Source organism: Vulcanisaeta sp. EB80 (assembly GCF_002078205.2).
In genome coordinates this window covers 1-23,694 of the sequence record NZ_LCWN02000026.1, presented here as the reverse complement: position 1 = coordinate 23,694, position 23,694 = coordinate 1, and the positions used below count along the sequence as shown (strand labels likewise).

Here is a 23,694-nt window from a genome sequence, read left to right as displayed (position 1 = left end):
CGTCACCTTAATGAGCCTCTTCGTAGCTATGTACCATATGCCGAAAAATGCCTTGCGGGGTGGTTCGTAAACCTCAACCCCATCAACCTGGTAACAAACAACAGGGGCGCCGAGCAGCCTGAAGTACATTATGTCATGCACCTCACCAATTTGCCCACGCCTCTCCCCACAACTAGGGAGCTACATGTAACGATTAAGCCTCCAAGCAACCTCGTTTGTTTCATGCAAATTCCTCTCAGGCACAGGAACCACCGTACCCAAGCCTAATCTCGGCACTACCGAAGACCTCGCGGATTTTATCACAGACCTGCTTGGATAGCTTAACATATGTCTCAACCCACCTACCATCCCTACTGAAATCAATCGTCCTGGGTATGATTTGTAACACGTAAATATTCAGCTCATACCTATCAGTCAACGCATCGATTTCATACGCAAAGTATGCGCTTTGGCTTTGATTGATGATCTCCGCAATATCGATTATCCTCTTCACAAAGTTAATATCGAATGGATCCACAATCAGTAGCTCGATGATCTTTGACTTGGTAAACTTAACGTCGACAACGTGGTAGTTCTTCAGAATTGGTTGGACATCATACTCAATTAGCGTTAGGTGCCTGCGCCCCGCCACAATCCAGTTATTGTACTTAACCAAGTCGTTCGATTCATAACATTTAAATGCCGCCTTATCATCGAAGAGTATTGCACCAATCAGCTTTTTAGCCTCCTCCCCACCACATAACCTCCAAGCTCTTTTTACATGCCACGCCACTGTGAATATCCTCCCCGCCCCACCGGCCGTGGGTTTGCGGGGGAGCCATAGCATCACCTTAGGTATCTCTTTACGATCTCGACTACTTCGTCGACGCTTTTAGCATTCCTTACCTCACTCATTATTGGTTTGTTCATGTCTATCACTATTGCCTTACCCCTTGATACCTCAACCTCCTCAAAGCCTAGTGACGTCAATATGCCTCGCACCCACGAGCTTGAATAGACGTCTAAGCGTCCATTACCCCTGTTCCTTAAGCCGAGCAAGGCAGCCATCCTCCTATTATCAAGGTAGGCAACAGAACCCCTATAACTCCTCGAAACACGGTAAAGCAACTCAGCAACAAGCTCAACAACAGAGTCCTTACCACTAACACGATAGAGGGCATTACCCCATCTATCCAACCTCACCTCAAAGCCATCAGGTACCTTGATCACCTCACCACTAGGCATCACAACACTCCCACTCATCCCACCCTCGGACCCTAGCGGGGCGAGGCTAAGCCTCCCCCGCTCCGATTTTACACGGCCCCAGTCCCCAACCACGGGGTCCGGGCGTGGCGAAGACTGGGGCCTCAACCCATCCTTGAGTGACTCGCCCTTCATGGGAGATCCCCTATTTGGGTGGGAGTTCGTGGTTGGGATTACCCAACCACGGGGATCGGGATCACGGTCACAGAGGCACCCCTTCCCTGAGGCACCCCTCCTCCCCCGACCCCAAACCACCACCCAACCCAGATGAGGAAAAACAGGACGAGAATTGGGTTAGGATGGTTGGCGGGTCGAGAGAGGAGAGGCACCCCAAGGAAGGGGCGCCCCCCTCCCACCCACCCAAACAGGGGATCTCCCAGCCCCACCCGCTAGGGCCCGGAGGGAGAGGGGAGGTGGGGCAAACTCCTTTCCACATCCACACCTTATAACGCTTTTGTTCACATTCCTCCCTAGCCACTTGTTCAGCAACCCCTAGGGACAACTTACTCTTATCCTCTTTATCGAACCATTGATTAAACTTTTGTTTAATCAATTGAGTCATTAATTAGCCACTTGTTCTCCGTGGAATTTCAATCACTGGATGGCCTTTGTTTCCTTAAGCCTAGGAATGATTTGCTCTTGCTCACTTCCTCGGTTGTGGTTTTGAGTTTTGTTTTGTTTCTTGTTTCGTTTTGTTGCTTGAGCGGCTAAGCATTGCCCCTCATTGCCTTCCCCTCATCCCCTCAAACCCTCCCCTCCCTCCGCAGCCTCGGCCCATCTGGATCTCTTACTGAACCCAATGTGGCCTGGGCTACGGAAACCCCCACCAACCCCAATCCATCTGGATCTCTTACTGAACCCAATGGTCGGGCGGTGGGGACCCCCCGAGGGCGGGGCTTGGCTCAACACCAAAGCCCCTACTGCCCGGGGGAGCCCCGCTGGAATGCATCAATGAGTGGGGGGTTGGGAGAGGGGAGGTGGGTTTGAGGGACTTCAGGGAGAGACTCAGGGCATAAGCGGCTGAGCAATTTTGAGGGCTTGGGCAATTTGAGGAGCTTGGATATTTTGATTGCTTTTGAGCGTTTTATGACTGAAAGCATTTGTGCTCCTCGAGACTGTAGTCGATTGTGGGCAGTAGTGACGCTGCCTCTCGGCACAGCTCAGACTCTGCACATTTTTGGAACACGTGTTTCCACAACTCGCAGTTGCTGCCTTGATACGTAAGCAGCCATGCTATTACGTAGTTTCCCCAACCCACACCCACAGGTGTGAGTTGGGTTGTTGGCATTGAATCATCCCCAAGCCTCCGCCCCCGCGAACCAGGGGTGGTTCGCTTGGGGACTCATCGCCTCTCTACTATCTTAGCCACTGGCTTTAAAAAGCCCCTAAACGACTGAGCATCGTAACCAAAAGCCTTATAACCCGCCCCAACCACAGCCTGATTGGCACTGGGCCGGGGTGGGTCGGCCCGGGAGTCAACTCGCACGCGGCTCATCAAGGACAGCGCCAAGCTTGTTCATCAAACCCCCGGGCTTCATCCCCACCCACAGCCCAGCCCCACCCAAGCCGGGCTGGGGCGAGTCAACCCGGGGTTTCGCTGCTATGCATTGACGACCTCTATTTCGTAGTTCATTAACTCGCTCTCAATTAGCCTGAATCGCTTATCCACGAGGATTATTTCCGGCATTTGGCTTGGCCTTTCGGCAGTCCTAATGACTCTCCCAATGAGCTGGACAGTCTTCATGACTACGAAGTCCCTTTCCTCAATGCCTCTGCTCCTCAGCCTCTGCATCACGTTCGGTGGCAGAAGCGGCAATCCTAAAATGACTAGGCGGCTGAAGCAGTCCAGGTTAATGCCTTCATTATACTTACCGAAGCTCTTAAGGACAACAACCCCATCCTTATAATCGCAAGGAGTTTTGTTTTTCTCGACAAGCTCGTCCTCCCAGACAACTTCGTCACTCAACAACGCCTCCCTACTCAGTGTTGTGAACACTACTGTGCCACTCGTTAGGTACTTCTCGATATGTTTGGCAATCTCGCTCTTCCTCCTCTCGATGCTATCAAGCGTCAATGCGTACTTATCGTCAATCTTTACAGGTATTGACCAACCCCTCCTAACCACAATTGCGTTTTGCAATAGGCTTGGTGGCAATGTGGCTGACATAAACAGTGTAGGGACATTAGCGCCCATGCTCGGTATCTCCAACCCAACCAAGCTCTCCTCGGTCTCGTCATAGAACCAAATCTGTGCATTAAGCATTGCTAGCAAATCCTCAACTATCTGCCTCGCATCGTTGTCCTCACCCGCAGTATAAATGAGTGTGTCAACCAACTCCCTAAGGACTATCCTCAGGGATTCTGGGTTTCGGATAAGTCCCAGTGCCTCACCCTCCTCGAAGCCCAGTTTATCAACGAGCAAAAGCCTCAAAGCCCTCGCATCAACCCTATGTATCACCGGCAAAGCGGTGTTGTGTGCCTCATCGACAACAATGAGCCTAGGCTTCACAACCCTAACCAACTTACCTGCCCTACCGAAGTGGCTTATGACCAAGTCATAGCCGTAGAATCGCTCTAGGAAGCTTTGCAACTTGTATGGGCAGATGCCCATCTGCTCACCAACCTCTCTCAACCTGCCGAAGTCCATGTTGGCAAAAACTCCGAAGTCGTCAAGCTCACCAAGGCTGACAAGCCTGTTAAATCGGCAACTGTGGCATACGCCCCTAAGGAAGTCGATATTCGAGTAGCCATGCAAACAAAGCTTCTCCCTACCGGCGGTGGCAATAACCCTCATATTCAAATCAACCGCGTGCTGGTAAACATGCAACTCAGTTGCTAGGCGTGGCTCTAACCACAGTGTTGGTTTGGCCCTCAACTCCTCGATTGCGAATAAGGCAGTGACGGTCTTACCCCAACCAGTCGGTGCCTGCAACGCCGCGTATCCGCTGCGTCTTAGGGCATCAATGATTTTCACAACAACATCCTCCTGATCCTCCCTAAGCCTAAGCTCCATGGCTACCACCTAAGCAAAACAACAATCGCAATGAACAGTATGACCAATGTGGCGATTGGGTTTACGATGAAGCCTGCGATTATTGCGGCCAAGACACTCAAACCAGCAATTATTGGGGCCCACTTTCGCTTCCTCTGCCTAATGATGCCCCTCCTAATCAACACCCTGTAGAGGAGCTCCTCAAGGTGTTCTTCATCGAGGAGATTTCTCAACTTGCTCAGCGCTTCCTCGGTCTCGACCTCTGCCTTCAGTATCTCGTTTACTAGGTCGAGGACATCCCTTATGCTGCTGGACTGCTCATTAATCACACTTAGGACATGCATGAATCGCTTATCGAGCTCGCTAAGCAACTTGTTTTGCACCTCACCGACTATTCGCTTAATCGTCTCAGCATCAACACCATGCTTATTCAGTTCCTCCTCAACCTCAGCCCTAAACTCATCCAACTCCTCCCTAACGATACCATGCAGCCTAGCAAACTCCTGACCAGCAACAGCCCTAGCAATGGACTTAACCGTCTTCTCATCAACGTTGCTCCTGCCCAAGTACTCATCAACAAGCCTCTCGAAATCACGCCTCAACTCATCCCTAAGCCTATTGTAAATCTCAACAGCCCTCTCCTCAATCAACTCCTCAATATCTCGATACTCACGCCTACCCGCCCCACGGCCGGTGGATCAACCCCAAGGACTGCGCCTCGGCAAGCCCAAGGCGCTATACCTCAGGGTCTCATCACTTCCCAATAATAATTAGTTGACTTTAAAAGAGGGGTTACGACACGCTCAGGTACCGCAGTTTCGGGCTTTGAGGTAAATGATTGTTTAGTCAATCACGAATCAGCGATGCTTGGGCTCGTCATGAATCGGTGGAATGGCCTATCATCACCACACAATAAACAAACCCTTTGGATTAATAAGGTGCTGAAACCATCATTATTAGATGGCGATGTACACTAAAACGAGACCCGCTAATCTGGGCCAAAGCCTTTTAACCAAGCCTACTCTACACAATGCCTGGTGGTGCTATGCCGAGTGGTAGGGAGTGGTGGGTGGTTGGCTTGGGCATAATCTTCATAATCGTGGGCCTCAGGTTCTTGCCCGACGCATTCACATCAACAATCAATGCCATAGGCGTTGCACTCTGGATCGCGACGGGTGTGGGGATTATAGTGACTAGGAAATGGATCGCCAAGTACGTTAGGGGGTAATGCTGTTCATGAATTACGAAACTTAAAACCGGCATTGTTTCCTTGGTTTAGACGTGGTATAGGTATAACTTCGCCAGTGCTAGCCTATAGTTATCATCACTCTTATCGCAACACGTGTTGTAAAGCTCCCGGAATAGCCTGGCCTGCAGCTTGGTGCCTGACTCAACCAAGCCCATGAGTGCGTGTGCCCTGGTTAGGTCGTGCCAACCCTCCACCAGAGCATGCATTATCGCAGCTAAGCGACCAAATGCAGACTTAGGGACCACTAGGTGGGTGAGCGATTTCCCATCGAGGCTGTTTATCAACCCCATGAATTCATTGAGTAATTCATCGGTGTTAATGCCTAATTCATTAAGCACCTTACCCCTACCCCCAATACCCTCCCCAAACCTAAACACCACAGCACCAACATCAACAATTCCATCATTCCCACCCAACCCAAGCGCTGTCTCGAGTGTTGCTGGGTCTATGTCGTGAACCCTAGACCTGAACGCATTGATTAGCTCGGTGGGGGTTATCAGGAGGTGGTGGGCCAGAGTTTGTGGTTGGTTGAGCATTGCGTTGATTGTTAGCTTCGTGACCACGTGTATGAAGCCATGCGTGAGCCTCAAATCACTAAGCATCTGTGTGAAGTATGTTAAGCCCTCGATGATGCTGTCGAGGTCGTTGAGGGCTGCCGAGACGACTAGGTAATCACTCACGATGTTGAGCGCTGTCATGGAGAGCCTCGGGCTTGCGTCATACATCCTATACGCATCGAGCGCCAAGTCCCTAAACCCGTCAAGCAAGTCCCAAAATCTATCCAGCGTGGGTGTGGCGATGGCTCTGGACTTGAGTGCTAAGTGCTCGAAGGGAAATCTCTCGACATGGGCGCCCAAGGTCTCAGCAGCCTCGCTGAACCATGCCTCAGCCTCACTGGGCTTATCATTAACCAACGCGTAACTACCCAATGCATGCCTTAGGCGTGCCTCAGCGCTCGTGAGTACCTGGTTCATGCTCAACTCATCGGCAATGAACCCCCTAGCCTCGACATAACCCCTAAAATCAGCATCACCAAGCAATTCATTTACGTCCCTCCTCAACTCCCCAAGCCCATTGAGTATAGACCTCGATAGGCCAACCAAGTCGCTAACACCAAGCCCACTCCTAACCAACTCACCAACAACCTCATTCATTAGGATTGGGTACATGGCATTAGCCCAGGCAACAAAAACCAGTGGACCACGCCTAGGCAGTGCACCAAGTGCCTTAACAATCACTCCGGCAACCTCAGCGACCCTGTGGCTCGTGAGTGATGGGTTGCCCCTAAACAATGAGCCTACAACCTCAACAACACTGGCTAGGGGCCAAGCCATTGCCCTAAACGTTTCATAGTACCCATTGAATAACTCAAGCATATCACCAATGATGATTTCAGTAACATCATCACCAAGCCCACTAACACCCGATAACCCAGCCAGGAACGCCACGTACCAATGAGGAGCCAAGCGGCTGAGTGGCCTCAGTGCCTCAATGATAAGTATTGCCCTATCGAAGCCCCTCATGAACGGTATTGCCTGTGCCGCGAGGCGTAGTGCCTCGCTGGCGGTGTCGGCATTGATGGCTTTGCCCCTGGTCAACGCCCCTGAGAGCATTGAGGAGAGACCGAGTCCATAAACAGCCTCCCCACTGTAAGCACCACCCCTCCTCACGGCTAGGTTAAAGACCCTATCAACCTCATTCGAGACCTCCCTGTAATAATTAGCGAAGGCTCCCGTCAACTCGTGGATTGTGCCTGGTCTTGTGATTAATGCATCGAGCACCACCTCCCTAACCCCACCATCAGCATCAAGAAGCAAATCATCGACACTGCACGGTCTCAGGGCATCACCAAGGGACTCCCCAACCAACCCGCCACGCATTGGGTCAACATCCTTGGTAGGAGACTCCCTACTAATCCCATCATAACCGCTGAGTATGGAACCAACAATAAGGGCGACCCTACCCCAACAATCGAAAACCTCCAGCTGGGAAAACACGAAGTGGCTTGTGCGTGGGGCTTAATAAAGGAGTCGCGGTAATACCAACATTAGTCCCGCAGCATCAGTGTATGATGTCTATGAGCTCCACGTAATCCCTAACGATTGGTAGCTCCAGGACCCAAGCCCCATCCAAGTAGTCAGCCCACGCCTCGGCTAGGTAATACTCCCTAGGCCCAAGCCTTATGATTGCCTTAAGCGGCTTTCTCGGGTCGTCGGGTTTCATGGGTAGTTCGTAATAGCCAATGAGTCCCGTTGAGTCTGTGCCAACAAGCCTAAGCCTCATCAAGCCCTCACTAACGCCCTCGATATTTAAGGCAATAAGTTAAAATAAGCAGTAGCACTAACGATGCGCAACTGCTAAATTAATCAATATGTATCAAAACCAATGCAGGCAAGTGCCAAGCAGTCAACCGATCAACAGGGTGCTGATTCCATCAATTCAGTATTTAACGAATTACTTAATCGGTTAACGAAGGCCGATGTTGATATAGGCCTTAGTGAGCCGTACAACGACGAGAACGACTCACTATTCATTACGGAACCGATGAGGGAGTTACAGGTGTTCCATGTGCTTGGGTTGGGGAGGGGGAGTCCTGGGGTGCGTGTGGTAGTTGTTGATGGCTCATCGAGGAGGCTTGGGTCGCCGAGGTTTAGGGTCTTCCTGGCCGGGGTTGCGGTGTATGGAGGTAATACACCCCTACGGCTTTATCCAATGACGGAGCTGGTTGAAGGAGTGAAATTCATAGGTGTTAAGGCGCCCGAGGGAGTGCTGAAGGAGATAGAGAATGACAGGAAGTTGAGGCACTACGTTAAGGTCAAGTTCGAGGATGGTAATACGTACTTTCATGAGAGGGCGAATGAGGAGGATGTGAGCGATGACGTTAGGATGAGCCTGGAGAGCTGGGCAATTGAGAAACTAGCCGGGGAATTGGGCAATGGGTACGCGGTTGTTTTGGACGGCCCGCTCTACCTAGGGGTGAAGGTTAAGGAGAAGCTTGCGGAGAGAAGGGTTAATGCGATAGATGGGCTTAAGAAAAGGGGCGTGTCTGTGGTCGGCGTTGTTAAGAGGGTTGAGAACTCAAGGAAGTTGTGTGGCAAGGACGTAGTAAATGCGTTAAGCAAGAGCGTAGATGCAAGCATAAACGTGGATCCTAACCACTGCAACGACCCGTTGGTGATTCAGGTGGTTGGTAAGAAGATGGCAAAGGGCGTTGGTGACGTACTACTCATAGGACCGTTCAAACAAAGACACAATAAGAGTAGTAACATAATGAATTATACATTCCCAGAGAGGGTTTTCTGGTACGTCTACAGTGGGTTGGGCCCCAGGGTCTTTAGGATCGAGACCCTAGACAGCATGTACAGGAATTTCAGGGACATCATAGATGGCTTAGTTACCTGGTTGGCATCAAGCATCGATAGGAGCGGTATACCGTACATCATAGATGTTGCCGACCACTTCGCCAAGCAATTAACGAGGAGCATGTACCTACTGTTCTACAACATCGCTAAGGCTAGGGATGTGGCGTTTAACTACGACACGGAGCAGGAGGCTTTGGGCATCATGAATGAGTATGCACAGGCTGTAATGCAGGTACTGAGGGGTGTCCCTAGATGAGTGCCGCCGACCTGCTTATTAGGCTTGAGGAGAGGGTTAAGAAGGTTGAGAAGAGGGTTCGTGATTATGCGGAGACTATCATCGGTAGGGTCTCGGTCTCCGATATCGTGACTGTGAGCACCGAGGGTGCCAGGATCATTGTCGATGTGCCATTTGATAATTATGAGGAGAGCAGGGTTAGGATTGGTGATTACCTAGGCATAGCAACCATAGTCCATGAAACGCTCGTGCTCGGTAGGGTTGTTGAGGTCCAGAGGAGCCACGTGATGGGGCTTGCTGGGGTAACGCCGGTCTTCGGCACATCAAGCGATTACACGGGCATTGCGACTCCCGCCAGGATAGTCCTGGAGCCACTCACCGAGTGCCCAATGGACGGTTTCGAGAATTGCGAGCCAAACACCGTACACACACCGATTGACCCATTGAGCATAGTGTTCAAGCCTAGGAGGGAGGTCCTCATGAGGATGCTCCAGCTACCGAGTGAGGGTATCCTGGTTGGTAAGTTGTACAGTGGTGGTGAGGTTGTTGAGGACGTAAACATTAGGCTACCAATACACTCGCTTTATGAGCACGTACTCATCGTAGGCACAACAGGCAGTGGTAAGACGGTACTACTCAAGAACCTGGCACTCACACTACTGAATGAGGTTAGGGACTCCGTAGTGATAGCCCTAGACCTACAGGGGGACTACCCACACCTAACAATGCCAAACCCATCAACCCCAAACCCAGTACTCAAGCCAGTCGACTCAATAACGATCATAGAGCCAATAACAAGGGATTACTTAGAGAGCTATTACGAATTAATTGATGAATACGCAGGTGAGTATTTGGAGACATCCATTAAGGGAGAGAAAGCAACCATTGAGGATGTAAGCAGTTCGAGAACACTGGCTGAGGCACTAGGTTATGCATTATTCAGGTTATTTTTAGATAGCACGTATCCCGAGGCTGAAGTTAAGGGGGTTGAGGTTGAGCATGTAGACTTCAATATTACGCCTAGCCAGGATGGAAAGAGTGCTGTGCTACGCGAAGTAAATGCTAAGGTTAGGATTAATGATAGAGAATTCAGCATAAGGTTTGTACCATGGTCCTTAAAGTTTAGTAAGGTGTATAAGGAATTAGCGAGACTATTCCCAGTATTCTCAGAGAGAGTTAGCTTCCTCCTACCAAGAATCCTTGATAAGGCTAAAAATGTATGCAATGCTACTGAGCTTGATCTAGACGTATTAATAATAAGCAAGCAAAACTGCCTCGAAAGAGCCGCTAAGGATCTCAATTTAGCAAACCAGCAAACACAAAATCTAATTAGAGGCTTACACATGGTTCACGAGGTCGGAATCTTCGACGTTAAGTTCACATTGATAAGTACTGAGTACGACCCCACAAGCGGCAAAAGCGCAGATTATGCAATAACGGTCAACTTCGAAGAACCAAAATACCAAGATCTATTAAGTGGATTCGTCACCCTTGACCTAAGGCTATTTAGGGAAGAACCCGCCGCAGCCTCCATGGTCGTCTACAGGGTCTTGTCCAGAGTCTTCGAGGTTAGAGATGAGGAGTTGAGGATGGGCCGTGAACCGAGGCCAACGTTCATATTGATTGACGAGGCCCACAACTACTTCCCACAGACAGGGCGTGGCGTTGAGGACTTCAACAAGGACGTCGTCGAGTCAATGATCAACAAAATAACCAGGCTCGGTAGGGTTAGGAGGATCGGGGTCGTATTCGCAACCCACACACCAGAGGACCTAAACAACCTAATCCTACAACTGACGAACACGAAGATCGCACTCAGAAGCGAAGAGGGGGTTCTAGAGAGGGTCGGGCTAAAGGACTACGCGGAGGAGCTCGTCTATGCACCGGATGGGGTCTCTGTGATAAAGAGTTACGTATTTAGGACGCACGCAATAACAATGAAGACGCTACCACCGCAGACAATGCATAGAAGCCACAAATAGCCCAACGGGTAAAGGTGGTTTTAACAAGCATTCAGTAGTGATTTTCATTATCTGGAGAGATCCTTTATGCCCACCGACCCCCCTGGTCTCAGTGGTGACTTCAGTATCCTAATCGCCATCAACCTCCAGAGGAGGTCGCCACCGTATTTATCGTACAATTCCTCAATGGTGGTAATGAACCCATTGGCTTGCGACCGCGCAGGTGGGTTTGGTTTGCTTGGCTTTGGCATATTGTTGCTCATGTCTATTAACTCCTTCAGTAGCGGTGGTAGTTTCAGTGGTGGTTTCTCGAAAATAAGTACCTTATTGGGCATCATCGTTAGTACACGGGCAGTACCCCACACAAAGCAGCTCTCGTTAATGCCCAAAGGGTCAATAATGGGCCTCATTGATGCAGAAACGAATGAGGGGCCTATCGATAATGCGGAGATCACTGGTATACCGTACGCGAACCACTCCTTAAACCCGCTATAGCCCGGCGGTAGGTTGTTGAAGAAGCCTTTCTCAATTATGTCACGGAACGGGTACTTAACATTGTTTTGGAAGAACGAGTACTCGAAGGCCGTGGCCAAGCTCTCCTCAATGACGTGGCTGAAAACCCAGGGCAGGTTACTATACACGCTGTGCTCAGGTCCTAAAACACACCTATGCGCAGCCATTAGGCAGTGGGCGTACTCGTGAGCCATAACTAACTTAAGAAGCTCCACATACAAACCCTGCACGCCCACCCTATCCTTATCGGGGCCGTCGTATGAGTCGTAGATCTTGTTTGCCTGCTCCCACACCTTATCGGTGTTTATCAATATCGTGGCCCTAGGTCTCAGGTCGCAATCATGCACGCAGCACCCCAATGGATAAACCACCTCAATACAGTTCCTCAACTCATTAGCCAGGTTATCGAGGGTTGATGAATCATAGCCCTGGGCATTTTGTAAGAACCTACTTAGCCTAGGCCGTACACAATCATCACTCAAAACCTCGGATTTACACTCATCACCAACCGCCCGCCTCACCTGGACATCCACAACAATCCTTGCTATTGTCCCTGCAGCGCCATTGAACAAGCCATCCAAATCAACCGGTGGGGCACCCATCAAGGGGTTGTGGATGGCGTACCTATATTTGTTTCTGATTAATGTAGTTATCAATTAGGTATTTTTATTCGATAACTAATCGTGAAATTTCTACAGAAAGATTTATTAGGGTTTGCGTAACTAATCGTAATGATGGGCATTAGGTGGTGTAGGACGCTGTCTGAGGTTAGTTCCGCGCCGCAGGGTCCATCCACAGTGATTACTTGTGAGGATGTGTTGCTTATGAAGGTTGTTAGTGATTGGTTGGTTGGGGATAAGGTGGGTGTTAGGGGGTTGCTGGGCTACGCCAGTGATTACCTAGGCATAACAAGCCCAGTGGCTGTATACTCAATGCTGAGGAGGTTGTGCGAGTACGGCCTAGTAACCCTAGTCAGAAGTAGGAGGTGCAAGTCATTGGATGAGTACAGGAAGTGCATGGTACACAACCTACCATGTAGGATAGTCAATGTTAAACCAACACTACCCGGCGCCCTACTAGCCGCCACAAGCGCCATCGCATACCACACATACCTAAAACTATACCTAGACTACGTAATGAACAGTGACAAGAGGGGTGGTGAACCATCAAGCTACATGAACCTAATAATCAACGCAGTAAACAACCTATTCAACACAAACATAGAAGGCAAGGACGTAATAAGGGCAGTTGAGGGGGCGATAAACGCGATAATGAACGTGAACCCCGAAAGGCTGACTAAGTTAGCCACAGTGACGTGCCTAGACGACCCATTCCAAACATACGCATTCAGGGGCATGATCTACGGAGGCTGGGACGTAGGTATAATCCTCAGGTTCCTAATCCCACGGGTAATCAGTAGATACGAGAACTACACCAGGAAGCATGAGAGAGCAGTTACAATAGGTAAGTACGACGTGGATGAATTAAGCAAGGCGTTTGAGAGGGGCGATATTAACGTAATTAAGAGTAAGTGGCATATAGTAGAGAAGCTCGCAGACCCACGCATTCATTGCTCATTCTAAAGTAGACAGAACTAACCATTAAAACCATTAAAACAACCCAACTCACTCATGAACCCCCTCACCCCGAGATACACCCAAGCCGAGCCCACCATCACCGTGCCCACGCACACCACCAACATACTTAATAACCCTCCTAAGCATATCCTCAACCCTAGCCTTTACCACGTCCTCGCTCCTCCCCCTTCTCATCGATGTTGCTATGTACTTGGCTGCTTGCTCGGCTTTTCTCAGTGTTATTGCGTCTATGTACTTCTTGATTAGTTCCCTGACCCAGCCCGGCATTTCCGTGTTTGCTACCTTACTCATGAAGGTCAGGATTTCATCAACGCTCGGCTGTGGTACCTCAATGGGAACGAACCTATCCATTAGGGGCGACCACCAGTTGCTCGCACGGAGCCTGGGGTTGAATGGGTTTGCGGCAGCCACAGCCCTAACCCAAGGCGCCTCGATGACCGTGGTCTTACCGCTCTTGGTTATCCTCAACCTACCGCCGTGGTCGAGTAATTGCAGTAATGGGCTAAGCGCCACGTTCTTAGCCTTATCAACCTCATCGAGGAGTATGACATCGAAGCAACCAGCCTCGATTACTAGATCCTCAATGCCCGCAGCAGAGGCGTCTGCCATGTTTATGTACAGCGGGTTACTAGACGCCTCGTAGATCGCGTCCAAAATGAGCGTCTTACCACTGCCTGGGCCGCCGAGGAGCATCACGTGGTTACCAGCCTCTAAGTTAATGGCGACCTCCTCAATGACATCCTTTAGGCTAGGCACTAGGCTTGAGACCCTCTCCCTAACGCTGTCAATAATTCTACTGATGCTCATGCTTTGGCAATCGCCCTTAACCCCACCATTACCGCCACCTTGCACGAACCTACTTAATACCTCCACGACCTTACTCACGGCATCCGGGCACTTCACGCCATCAATCACGGCCCAGGTGTATGACCTAGACCTCTCAATCCTAAAACCAAGCGAAGCCAAAGCCCTGAGAAGCGCATTGTATTGACCAGAACCGAGCAAGTAATGCAAATCCCTAATACTAACCCACGCAGAGCCATTATACTCACTACACCCAAGATTACCAAGCATGCACAACCCCACTAACCAAGCGCACACAGGGGGTTAAGACTAACCCAACAAATCAGTTATCGAAAAATGTGACAGAGTTCAATAACTAATTTGTTGAGAATGGGTTAAGGGTTTGTGGTGTATGGATTAGCGTGGCGCTACAGGTCAAGGTTTTTGGTGTTGAGGCAACATCACCGAGGATCATTGCGGCGCAGTTGGAGAGCGAGTTAAACAAGGCATTGGGAGAGATCGTGAGGAGTGGGGCTAGGGTCGTGGATATCAAGATATCCACAGCAGGCACCCTAAACGCCTACATAGCAATAGCCATAGTAATTTACGACACTAGCCCAAACAGTTCGCGAATCCAACCCCTACCACCAACAATGATTTAACCAAAAATCACTGCTTCTCAAAAATCAACTTACTAATGATCTCAACGAATCCCTCTGCACGTTTAGAATCCTTCTCCGGTGATATTAATGGTATTAACTTCTTATTTACCACATCAAGTGTCTCTATAACAACCTCCTTGCCATCAAACTTACGGAAAGCCTTCCATAAGTCTAGGATCTCCCCGAAGTGCATCATGACCGTTAAGTTATCAAGCACAATATGTATCTTCCTTACCGAACCGCAACCCCCATACTTCTCAATCGTCTCTTGAATCTTCTTAACACTAAACGCACCAGTACCATAGAGCGTCTCCACCTCGTAAACCTCACCATTATAATAAACATCTGGAACTACCCTACAGTCACTAAGTGGCTCCTCGATCCTGATACTTTGCCTAAGCTCGTTGAGCTTATCCTGTAACGTTTTATCTTTATTGTTTACTATTTCTATTAAGCCCGTATTACGCACTATGTGGTAAACCGTGAAGACCTTCATTAAGTAATGCTCATCAGACTCACCCACACCTTGCGGTATTTTAAAGGTAACAGTAACTCCATTGATGTTGACTGTGCTTGTGGGCTCACCCCTACTAACCTTAACTAGGTATTGATACAGCCCATTTTGATCCTTAAGTATGGATTTGAGCTCACGTGATTTATACTCGGAAGACCTGACAAACACCTCATCAAACCTACCTCCAAACTCGTTAAGTTTATCTTTATTTAGCACTCCATTAGCTATACCTGGAACGTACCTATACTCATCACCACCCTTAGACGCGTCAAGTTCAATAATTGGAACATTAGGTAAATCACCAGGTAAATCACCCTTACGTAACTTATCGATACCCTCATAGATGTCCTCTAAGAAGTTCTTGTTCTTTATTTGTTCATTGATACATATCCTTATTATCACGAATCTAGGCTCATTAATAACAGCTATCTCCCTAAGCTTATCCACGAGCACTTCAAAATCCATCAACTTAGTTTTAGCTTCACAGTAATCCAACCTCACCAAGTTATACTCACTAAGTAATGTCTCGATTAGAGAGCTTATCGAACCTGGCTCAGTAATCTTAGATACAATCTTAGGCCTAACATTGTAACCCAGCTCTCTAATCCTCCTACTGAGCACCTCCTCGAGGAAGCCAATTCTTGGATTATCATGAACGTCATGAAGTAATATTACTGCTTTCTCGATAGAGCTATTGATGAGACCCAGCAAATCTAGATCACCACGCACTTCAAATACCCGATTGAGCACTACGGTTGCATTAAAGAGGTTCGACAAGGCAAGTACCGTAAATACGTCGGTAGGCACCACCTCTTTTAGCAACGCCTCCTGACGAAAAGTTACATTAGCTGTGTTAGCAAATAATAAGCCTTGAATAATATATGGACGAGCTACAAACACATCCCTAGGCTCTGCAAACTTAAATCCTTCGATGACGTACGGATTAAGGATGACCACATTCTTAGGCTGCCCAAGTGATACATCTACGTAATAAAGTATATCATCGTACACCTTACGTTCCTGTTCAAGTCGAGGTTGCGAAACTACAGGGAGCGGTGCAGGTGCAGGAATTTGTGGTTGAGACTGCAACGTAATTTGCTGAGCAGAAGTGGGGACCTGTTGCTGAGGCGGCTGTTGCGAAGCCGGGATTCTAAAAATCGTGATTTCAATCCCCTCAGCCCCAGGGAACCTCCGGGTTTCTCCGCCGGTTATCCCCGACGATTTTATTAATATTTTATACGAATATGATTTAGTTATAACGTTGTCGGTGCCCATTCAGTATCACCAGTACCACCATCTTCGTAATACTTTAAATACCCTATAGGGCGTCCCCATCTTTTGAATTAGATTGTAGATTGGATGGTCTTTAATTTTGTCAGTGAATTCTTCGGGGTTTAACTCGATTAATTCCAGTCTATTAAGCATGAGTTGGGGCATTATCATGTCCATAAACGAATTCCAAAGCACATAATTAACTCTATCCTCGTCCTCAGGCAATCTTATAAATACTAATAAGCCATTAAACACCACGAAATTATCATCGAAAAATAACGTCTGTGGTGTTATTAATGTTGATGGCATTACCTCCTTCCTATCCTTAAATATTATGTATGCAAAATCAGCGAAATCATCGTAATAATTACGTACGTAATTAAACATTGTTATTGCCTTATTTATATCGAAAGACTCTACATCAAATAACTTAGAACATATACTACTCATTCTATTACATATGTAATGGGACTTTTTGTACGCATCTGCGATTGTTCGTAACGAGTCATTTACCGTCTTGGCGTAGTTTATGAACGTGTTTATCAGGGGTTTATCGCCATACATCATTAATGATGAGAGATCTCTGCGTTGTAGTACCATGTCCCAGACGGTCTCGTTTAATAATGTAATGAGAACTCCGAGACTTGCACCTTTCAAGTTACCTTTGTCTAGCTCGCCTGATGAGGTTACATATGGTAATTCAACTTTAAGTTTTTCACTATAGTCATAATAATTCCAATATATTTCATACCCTACCGCTCTGGGGTTCCAATCCCTGTAACCACCTATTTCGTAGATGTTTAATTTATTAGCGTTGGTGCTGGATAATTCGGGTTCTAGTCCCCATTTGAAGCCCAATTCATTGAGTACTTTGCTGTATTTACCTGGGTCGCCGTAGTGTAGGTAGAAGTGTATTGGGGTTATCCTCCTGATGCTGACTGCGAAGAATGTGTATGGGCTGTAGTACATTGTTGACTCAACCGAGTACTTAATGAATTCACCAAAGCCGCAACCACCAATCATGCCAGCTCCGCTCTTAGCCCTGTTAACTATCTCCGTAGCCAGCGTAGTTATGGAATCAATGTACCTAGCCAAGTCATGTTTAGAACTCCCCATTGACTTGAGGATTTGGGCCCCGCAGTGGGCCAGCGGCTCTATGGTCTTCTCAATATAGTTGCTAATCCACGAGTTCCAATCATGAACCCCATACTGTGTCATTAAGCCCTCAAGCGTGGGCTTAAATGAACTTTGCCCAACCAACTGGGCCATTAACTGATTTATGCTCATCCCTTATTTAAGCCCTCTTAATTAATTTGTTACTGATCATCCTATCGTATATCGGTAACTAAACGTACAAAAATCTATGATAAGATTTCAGTATAGCTCAGGGCTTGGTTGTAACGAACAGTTTTAACTTAAGTCTGTGCTTCATATTATGAGTGCTAGTGCTGTGCATCTTGATTGGCGTGAGTTGCAGGCCGAGGTCAACTTGATATCGATTACCCTGGCGCCGGCCTTGGCCAGCTTGGCCAGGGCATCGTTCAACATTGGCTCAAGCATCTCCAAGTGGCCCGGGTCTGCGCCGGAGGCTACCACAACCTTGACCTGGAGTGCCATGGTGATCGCCACGATCTGGAATCATCTTTGTTTTACCATACCCCCTCACTCATTGCAGTACTTCTGCAATGTCTCTATAAGTTCATGAATATTATCTGCAGTTAATACTATTGGGCTACTAATCATTATCATACCCTTCCTGGCAGCGTTCGCTATCCTCTTGGCTGCGGGAGCCATGGGTAGTGTTCTTCCGTTGACTGTGAATAGGCACTTACCTCCGCGCCTCTTAATGCGCTCACAAACACACCCTAGTAAATCAAGAATAATCACGGGTCCAACCTCAAAACCTTTGTGAGAATTCTCTTGAATAATCTCATCAACAGCCTCAACTAGTAGGTCGAGGTTGTCTTGAACGATTTCACGAGCTCTACTCATTATCGCATCAATCACGTAAATCACAGCCCTATTGCAGGGGCTCCCTATCACGTAACCACCAAGCTTTCTCGGCTCGCAGGGCTTGTGTAATTTATTCTCCATTCTCCTGAGGGCCATATTTATTATTCCTACCTTATCCTCGTAATCAATATTTTGAAGGGCCTTTGAGCCATACCTCTTCACTATACTGTCAATCTCATCTAATAGGTAATGTAGCGCTACGGCATATTGATATAATGGGTTTTGGAGGAATCTACCAATACCCAGTGTTCTTATGAGTAAAGAGATGCCGTGTATTGGTGAGTATGTTAGAAGTCTTGGTACATCCCTTGGAGATGTACCAGGCATTAAACTTGCGATAGGTGATTTCAAACCAGCATCGTGAATTCCAGCCCTGAAGTCTATAGCCTTATTAACTGCACGGGCAATCTTCCCATCAATCCCCATCAACACGGCATACTTAGTGTGTATTCGCCAGGAGGGCATAACTAATCACCCCTGCCTACACGTTAATTTCCACTCCCTGTTGTCGATGTTTACCCTCGCCCAGTCGCTCTCGTTGACCGGCTTCTTCGACAACGCGTGGTCTAGGAATGGGACTAGGTCACCCCTCAACTGCTCAAGGTACTTGGCGAGGAAGTCCTCCGTGTACTTCGTGCTTATCGCCGGCCTATACAAACCAGCCCTATCCAAGCCCCACCACTTATAGAGTATTGAGAGTGCCCTCCTGATTAGGGACCTATCGATGCTATTGAGTCTCATGTATAGCGGGTAGTTCCAGCGTAGACGTATGACTCCCCTGAAGGGCCAATCGAAGGGCCAGTGGACATGTATGTGGTCACCATGGTGAACCATGTATGGCGTTACTAACAGACCCAACCCAGAGGACTCCTCGACTAGCCTGAATGCCGTGTATTGGCAGAGCCCCTCATCAACATCCTCATAGACGCCCCTAAGCCCCATGCTTACCCTAACGTTCTCGAGGGTGTGGTGGCAGAGCTCGTGTAGGAACACAACCCCTGGGTGGATTATTAGGGCTAGGAGGCCCTCCTCAGGTTTGATCCCGGAGTTGTTTTGGACGGCGTCACTGAGTCTCTCTAGGTCCCTTAGCATTGCGGGGAGTATGAAGTAGATTCCCCAGCGGCTCTTATACCTCGTGTATGGCTTGTAATAGGCTAGGACGTCATAGGCCAAGCCCTCACAGAAACCGCCGGCGTCAAAGTCAACACCGGACCTGGCAACATCCACACCACCCTCCGGAATCCATTCGGCACCGGGCTTGAAGGTGTCTAGGAAAGCCATGCCACCCACCGCATGTTATGTGCATGCCCATGAATAAGTAGTTTCCTTTACCGTAGTTATTGGAAATTTTGTACCGAAAAACTTAAGGAAGTCTAAGGCGGCTACCTTACAATGGGTGGCGAGACCAAGGCATTGGTGGTGAGTAAGAACGTAACCAGAATTGCCAAGTATGTTTTGAGGAGTCCCTACGCAAGTACGATCTTCGAGTGCCTCGAGCTGTGGTGTAGGGATGATGTATCCATCGTTAATATCGGCGATATCTACAGGTGCTTCGCAGAGAAGTACCAGGTGAGGGGGTATAAGTCCAGGGCTGAGTACGTGATAAGAAGGTTCAGGAAGTTCGATATAATAGATGTTAAGGGTGTGAGGGTGACCATAAATTGCGGCAAGGTGTGGCAGGTCTATAATTACATCGGCGAGAAGCCAATTATTAATTGGGTAAAGACGCTTGAGTACCTGGGCAGGATACTTACCGATAAGTTGCTTGGAGAATTAATTATCGAAGAGAAAGAAGAGAAATTGAGCAGTTGGGGTGCGTATATACGCTTCGCCTACGCCTCACTAATGAACGCGCTACGGGCCGGCTTCACATCCTACGTATTATCGATATTAACGGGTCACTTCACTGGGCAGGTTAGGAGCGTGAGCGAGGTCTATGCAGGCATGGGACTACGTAGCGAATGCACGGAGTTTAGGGACTCATCAGCGTGGGGTTGCCTAAATGAGGTACTTAAAAACGCGGTTTGGGAAAACCCCTGCGGTGTCTGTAGGTACGGTGGTAATGGTGGGGTTTGGTACACGGCATCGAGTAAGGAAATCCTCATATACGTAGCGAGTAGGGACAGCAAGTACTTGTTGGTAATGCATGGATGGTTCAAGGAGGATAAAGACGTAGAGAGCACGAATGAGAGGTTGGTCAGGGAGTTAACGCAGTTCTTCAGCAACACGGATAAGGATGATGCGGCGTATAAGGCACTCACAATAACCATGATCAACCAAGGCATAGCGCCACTCCTGGACTACGCAATGAACCTAATCCACATAATAGCCGGCAATAGGGAGGATGTGAGCTTCGCCCTTGATGGCGTGGTATCGGCCGGAGCTCTATCCACAGATCCAGAACCAACCACACTACTCATGGCACTACTACCCAAGAGCCTCCACAGGAAACACACTGGCCTATTCACCGAGTTAGCAAAGCTCATGCTGGACATCAACGGGTACTTCATTGGGACACCCGTAAGTAAGCTGATTAGGGTGGTTGATGGCGAGGCTCAGTTAATACCGATGAAGTACTACGAATTAATACTCATGAACCCAAAGGACATCGTTAAGGATGAATAAGGCACAAACCCAAGCCTATCCGCCCCTAATTATCTCACCCATTGTCTGCATCACTAGGCATTTTAGGCTGCATGGTGGTTCCTCCTCCCTGCTCCATGTTACTATTAGTTTATTGTCTTCGCATCGCGCCTCATCTGCACCGAGCCTGATTGCCTCCTTGATTAGCTCCTCACTACACGTCCTTATTATCATTACACAATTACACTGGCCATGAATTCTCACCACAAACCCCATTATTCAAGCCACATAATATTAGGCATTTCGCTAAGCCACAGGCACCGTGAACACGGTCCACGAGGAAATAACCGAGGGAATAAACGCGGAAGGACCGAAGAGGGCGAGGAAGGTATGCGAAGCGACAATAAACAGCGAGCAGAGCCTTATCTATGCAATCCTAACGGATAGTGAGTCCCATAGAGATTACGAATGGAGAGGTACGTGAAGAAAGCACTAAGGTTTGTTAGCATTAATTTCTATACCAGATTCTTCCAAGTAATGCCTTTGAGTTTACCAAATCACGTGCACAAGCTGCTTCAATTCTTCTGCCTTAGATTCAGGGCATTGCGAAGCATGCGGAGTGGGCAAACAAGGTCTTCCTCAATTCTCCTGTTTTAGATTCGATAAGGAACCTAGTTGTGTATAATAGGGGGAACACGGTGTACCTAGCTTCAATTCTTCTATTCTAGATTCATTGTAATATCCCGGGATTAATCCCACTTCGGTCCATCCCCTTGACCCCGCTTCAATTCTTCTGTATTAGATTCGCCAGTCCCACTGTGGACTGCTGTGGCGACCTCGAATAGGGTTCCAGAGCTTCAATTCTTCTGTTCTAGATTCATATGTTTTGGAGTTTGCAAACACAAAGAAGATACACTACCTGTATGACTTGCTTCAATTCTTCTGTATTAGATTCTGAGTCGTGGTTTTATTTACTTCTTTTTAAGTTTTTCCCTGCCCTGTTCACGGATCCTCGTCAGAGGGTTTATCCCCTTGGTCGATGCACGACTCGCGAAGCCTCTAACGGTCTCACGACCACGATACACGAAAAACTCTGACGAACAATTCAATTCCTCAACACCGTGGAGTCTCTAACGGTGAGGTTGAGTGTTTAATAGCCGTTTTCGCGTTGGGTTAGGCCCTTGATCACCGGCTCCAGCTCGATGATTGCCTGCCTCCTTATTGGTTCTGTTATGACTAGGGCTTTCGCGGTTAGTCCTGCCATGTGTGGTGGCAATGCTGTTGATAGCCACCTAACGTCCTCATCGGTTAGGTTTAGGACGCTTGCTACGTCCTCGACGTATGCGGCGTTGCCGCCTAAAATAATCATGAACGGCATGTTCTTTAGAATCTCCTCGTTAACGTCCCTTATCAATTGTGTGATGAAGATAATTGCCGTCCCGAACTTCCTCGCCCCGCGCACAATGTACTCTATTGTTTGTGTTTTGAGGATGTCATAGGCTTCATCAACAACCACCAATCGCTGCAGAAACTCACTGATTGATTGGGTCATCGTAAACGAATATATGTGGTCAACCACAACACTCATTAGGAAGCCCCTCAGGTCTGGGATGCTCCTAACTGGGCTGAACAACAAAGCCTTGTTGTTGAGGAGCTCGCTTATTGGCACAATCTCGGCGTTGCCGAGGTAGCTCATTAGCCTATCGAGTGTTAGGCTGAGTAGCTCATTGTCAGACCTAGCCCTTAGCCACTCCATGGATTTGAAGAAGTCCTTGTACAATCCATTTTGGTATATTGTTTTTAAGTCAGTAAGGATGAGGTCACGAGGTATGCCTAAGTCCTCGAAAGCCTTCGACAACCGATGCACGCGCTCCATATCCGTGACGCCATCAAGCTCGAAGATGTTGATGAACCTCTTAGTGATGTCGATGGGCTCAATGCCCGGCAGCAAATACTCACCGTGCGGATCCAGAACAAGCACATTGATGCCCCTCCCCATCAGTTCAAGCAGTATCCTCTTCATAGTCTTCGTCTTACCCATACCAGTCATCCCAACCACCAAGCCGAAGCCAGAGGGCATGCTGTCCAAGTCAATCCATAATTCGTTGTTCTCCCTATCCCTGCCTAGGTAAACCCTAGCCCTTAGGCTCTCCGAAAGAACCCTACCACCGTGGAATATTGGTATTACGGCTAAATCATAACCAAGCTCGTCAATGCTTGGAAAAGCCCAAATGTGCATTTGTGTCGTTGATCTTGCCGTGAACAAGAGCGGTATGTTCGACGGTTTATCCAACGCAACCATGGCCTTGACCGGCTCCTCACCGCGCTCATTAATCCTCTCCAAAACAACTGCCCATTGAGATGCTTTCGGCACCGCCTTTGGATCCTCAAAATCAATCAATCTTCTGTGAGAACTAACCACAGTCCTGGAGACCTCACCCCTGAACTGCGGGTTGCCTGATATGGAGAGCATGAAGTTGTTGTTGCTTGAAACAAATGCCTCGGCGATGCTCCTCAAATCCTCCTCACTAGGCTTAGTGAAGAGTAAGCCACTAGCCGTCAACTTGTGGCTTAGCCTTCCCAACTCACCGCCCTTGATCACGCTGTAGTTGTGCCTAGCCATGATGGCTAGGACATCTAAGACCAGCAAGGACGCCAAGCCGTATATGCCCATAAGGATGAAGCCTGCGAAATCAATCAACGCCAGGAATGCTA

Annotated in this window: 23 protein-coding genes; 7 read left to right on the top strand and 16 right to left on the bottom strand. The window is 48.4% G+C overall.

The window, feature by feature from the left end; translation table 11 throughout:
- Positions 1 to 235: 235 nt before the first annotated feature.
- From B7L70_RS06235 to B7L70_RS06215, 5 genes are all read right to left on the bottom strand, one after another.
- Positions 236 to 826: a hypothetical protein gene (locus B7L70_RS06235; protein ID WP_081227018.1), complete on the bottom strand. Its 591-nt coding sequence runs from the start codon at positions 824 to 826 to the stop codon at positions 236 to 238.
- Entirely contained in the window at positions 826 to 1,497 is a 672-nt protein-coding gene (locus tag B7L70_RS06230) for a hypothetical protein (RefSeq protein WP_143701561.1), read from the bottom strand. Before B7L70_RS06230 ends, B7L70_RS06235 begins: the two co-directional genes overlap by 1 nt.
- 829 nt (positions 1,498 to 2,326) lie before the next feature.
- Positions 2,327 to 2,530 (bottom strand): hypothetical protein, encoded by a 204-nt coding sequence (locus B7L70_RS13020; protein ID WP_143701560.1) that lies wholly within the window; start codon positions 2,528 to 2,530, stop codon positions 2,327 to 2,329.
- A 312-nt stretch (positions 2,531 to 2,842) separates the two neighbouring features.
- The gene (locus B7L70_RS06220; RefSeq protein WP_081227015.1) at positions 2,843 to 4,255 is read right to left on the bottom strand and encodes a DEAD/DEAH box helicase family protein; all 1,413 of its coding nucleotides are present in this window, start codon (positions 4,253 to 4,255) and stop codon (positions 2,843 to 2,845) included.
- A gap of 2 nt (positions 4,256 to 4,257) precedes the next feature.
- Positions 4,258 to 4,884 carry a hypothetical protein gene (locus B7L70_RS06215; RefSeq protein ID WP_081227014.1) on the bottom strand — a complete coding sequence of 209 codons (627 nt, stop codon included), beginning with the start codon at positions 4,882 to 4,884 and terminating at the stop codon, positions 4,258 to 4,260.
- Between the two features lie 380 nt (positions 4,885 to 5,264).
- Between B7L70_RS06215 and B7L70_RS06210 the strand changes: the two genes are divergently transcribed.
- Entirely contained in the window at positions 5,265 to 5,462 is a 198-nt protein-coding gene (locus tag B7L70_RS06210; RefSeq protein WP_081227013.1) for a hypothetical protein, read from the top strand.
- A gap of 47 nt (positions 5,463 to 5,509) precedes the next feature.
- Here B7L70_RS06210 and B7L70_RS06205 read toward each other — a convergent pair whose 3' ends face one another.
- The gene (locus tag B7L70_RS06205) at positions 5,510 to 7,480 is read right to left on the bottom strand and encodes a hypothetical protein (RefSeq protein ID WP_081227012.1); all 1,971 of its coding nucleotides are present in this window, start codon (positions 7,478 to 7,480) and stop codon (positions 5,510 to 5,512) included.
- 64 nt (positions 7,481 to 7,544) lie between these two features.
- On the bottom strand, positions 7,545 to 7,766 hold the full coding sequence (locus B7L70_RS06200; protein WP_081227011.1) for a hypothetical protein: 222 nt from the start codon (positions 7,764 to 7,766) through the stop codon (positions 7,545 to 7,547).
- A 102-nt stretch (positions 7,767 to 7,868) separates the two neighbouring features.
- Here B7L70_RS06200 and B7L70_RS06195 point away from each other — a divergent pair, with 102 nt between their 5' ends.
- Positions 7,869 to 9,101, top strand: a complete 1,233-nt coding sequence (locus B7L70_RS06195; protein WP_081227010.1) for a DNA double-strand break repair nuclease NurA — start codon at positions 7,869 to 7,871, stop codon at positions 9,099 to 9,101.
- Positions 9,098 to 11,062, top strand: coding sequence for an ATP-binding protein (locus B7L70_RS06190; protein WP_081227009.1), 1,965 nt, complete (start codon positions 9,098 to 9,100; stop codon positions 11,060 to 11,062). Before B7L70_RS06195 ends, B7L70_RS06190 begins: the two co-directional genes overlap by 4 nt.
- Positions 11,063 to 11,109: 47 nt before the next feature.
- Here B7L70_RS06190 and B7L70_RS06185 read toward each other — a convergent pair whose 3' ends face one another.
- The gene (locus tag B7L70_RS06185) at positions 11,110 to 12,156 is read right to left on the bottom strand and encodes a hypothetical protein (RefSeq protein WP_081227008.1); all 1,047 of its coding nucleotides are present in this window, start codon (positions 12,154 to 12,156) and stop codon (positions 11,110 to 11,112) included.
- A gap of 132 nt (positions 12,157 to 12,288) precedes the next feature.
- Here B7L70_RS06185 and B7L70_RS06180 point away from each other — a divergent pair, with 132 nt between their 5' ends.
- Positions 12,289 to 13,137 (top strand): hypothetical protein, encoded by an 849-nt coding sequence (locus B7L70_RS06180; protein WP_081227007.1) that lies wholly within the window; start codon positions 12,289 to 12,291, stop codon positions 13,135 to 13,137.
- 42 nt (positions 13,138 to 13,179) lie between these two features.
- Here B7L70_RS06180 and B7L70_RS06175 read toward each other — a convergent pair whose 3' ends face one another.
- Positions 13,180 to 14,226: an AAA family ATPase gene (locus B7L70_RS06175; RefSeq protein WP_081227006.1), complete on the bottom strand. Its 1,047-nt coding sequence runs from the start codon at positions 14,224 to 14,226 to the stop codon at positions 13,180 to 13,182.
- 131 nt (positions 14,227 to 14,357) lie between these two features.
- Here B7L70_RS06175 and B7L70_RS06170 point away from each other — a divergent pair, with 131 nt between their 5' ends.
- The gene (locus tag B7L70_RS06170; RefSeq protein WP_081227005.1) at positions 14,358 to 14,597 is read left to right on the top strand and encodes a hypothetical protein; all 240 of its coding nucleotides are present in this window, start codon (positions 14,358 to 14,360) and stop codon (positions 14,595 to 14,597) included.
- A 7-nt stretch (positions 14,598 to 14,604) separates the two neighbouring features.
- On the opposite strand, the gene B7L70_RS06165 is transcribed toward B7L70_RS06170, so the two are convergent.
- The 5 genes from B7L70_RS06165 to B7L70_RS06145 form a co-directional block, all read right to left on the bottom strand.
- Positions 14,605 to 15,918 (bottom strand): hypothetical protein, encoded by a 1,314-nt coding sequence (locus B7L70_RS06165; protein ID WP_143701559.1) that lies wholly within the window; start codon positions 15,916 to 15,918, stop codon positions 14,605 to 14,607.
- 474 nt (positions 15,919 to 16,392) lie between these two features.
- Positions 16,393 to 17,652, bottom strand: coding sequence for a hypothetical protein (locus B7L70_RS06160; protein WP_081227003.1), 1,260 nt, complete (start codon positions 17,650 to 17,652; stop codon positions 16,393 to 16,395).
- Between the two features lie 159 nt (positions 17,653 to 17,811).
- Complete coding sequence (locus B7L70_RS06155) at positions 17,812 to 18,000, bottom strand: hypothetical protein (protein ID WP_081227002.1); 189 nt, start codon at positions 17,998 to 18,000, stop codon at positions 17,812 to 17,814.
- A gap of 45 nt (positions 18,001 to 18,045) precedes the next feature.
- The gene (locus B7L70_RS06150) at positions 18,046 to 18,861 is read right to left on the bottom strand and encodes a hypothetical protein (protein WP_143701558.1); all 816 of its coding nucleotides are present in this window, start codon (positions 18,859 to 18,861) and stop codon (positions 18,046 to 18,048) included.
- Positions 18,862 to 18,867: 6 nt separating this feature from the next.
- Positions 18,868 to 19,677: a hypothetical protein gene (locus B7L70_RS06145; protein ID WP_143701557.1), complete on the bottom strand. Its 810-nt coding sequence runs from the start codon at positions 19,675 to 19,677 to the stop codon at positions 18,868 to 18,870.
- A 111-nt stretch (positions 19,678 to 19,788) separates the two neighbouring features.
- Between B7L70_RS06145 and B7L70_RS06140 the strand changes: the two genes are divergently transcribed.
- On the top strand, positions 19,789 to 21,021 hold the full coding sequence (locus B7L70_RS06140) for a hypothetical protein (protein ID WP_081226999.1): 1,233 nt from the start codon (positions 19,789 to 19,791) through the stop codon (positions 21,019 to 21,021).
- A 15-nt stretch (positions 21,022 to 21,036) separates the two neighbouring features.
- Here B7L70_RS06140 and B7L70_RS06135 read toward each other — a convergent pair whose 3' ends face one another.
- Positions 21,037 to 21,243 carry a hypothetical protein gene (locus B7L70_RS06135; RefSeq protein WP_162009115.1) on the bottom strand — a complete coding sequence of 69 codons (207 nt, stop codon included), beginning with the start codon at positions 21,241 to 21,243 and terminating at the stop codon, positions 21,037 to 21,039.
- A gap of 58 nt (positions 21,244 to 21,301) precedes the next feature.
- Between B7L70_RS06135 and B7L70_RS13355 the strand changes: the two genes are divergently transcribed.
- Positions 21,302 to 21,463, top strand: coding sequence for a hypothetical protein (locus B7L70_RS13355; protein WP_162009114.1), 162 nt, complete (start codon positions 21,302 to 21,304; stop codon positions 21,461 to 21,463).
- A gap of 666 nt (positions 21,464 to 22,129) precedes the next feature.
- On the opposite strand, the gene B7L70_RS06130 is transcribed toward B7L70_RS13355, so the two are convergent.
- Positions 22,130 to 23,694 (bottom strand): ATP-binding protein (locus B7L70_RS06130; RefSeq protein WP_081226997.1); only part of this gene is annotated, 1,565 nt, incomplete at its 5' end.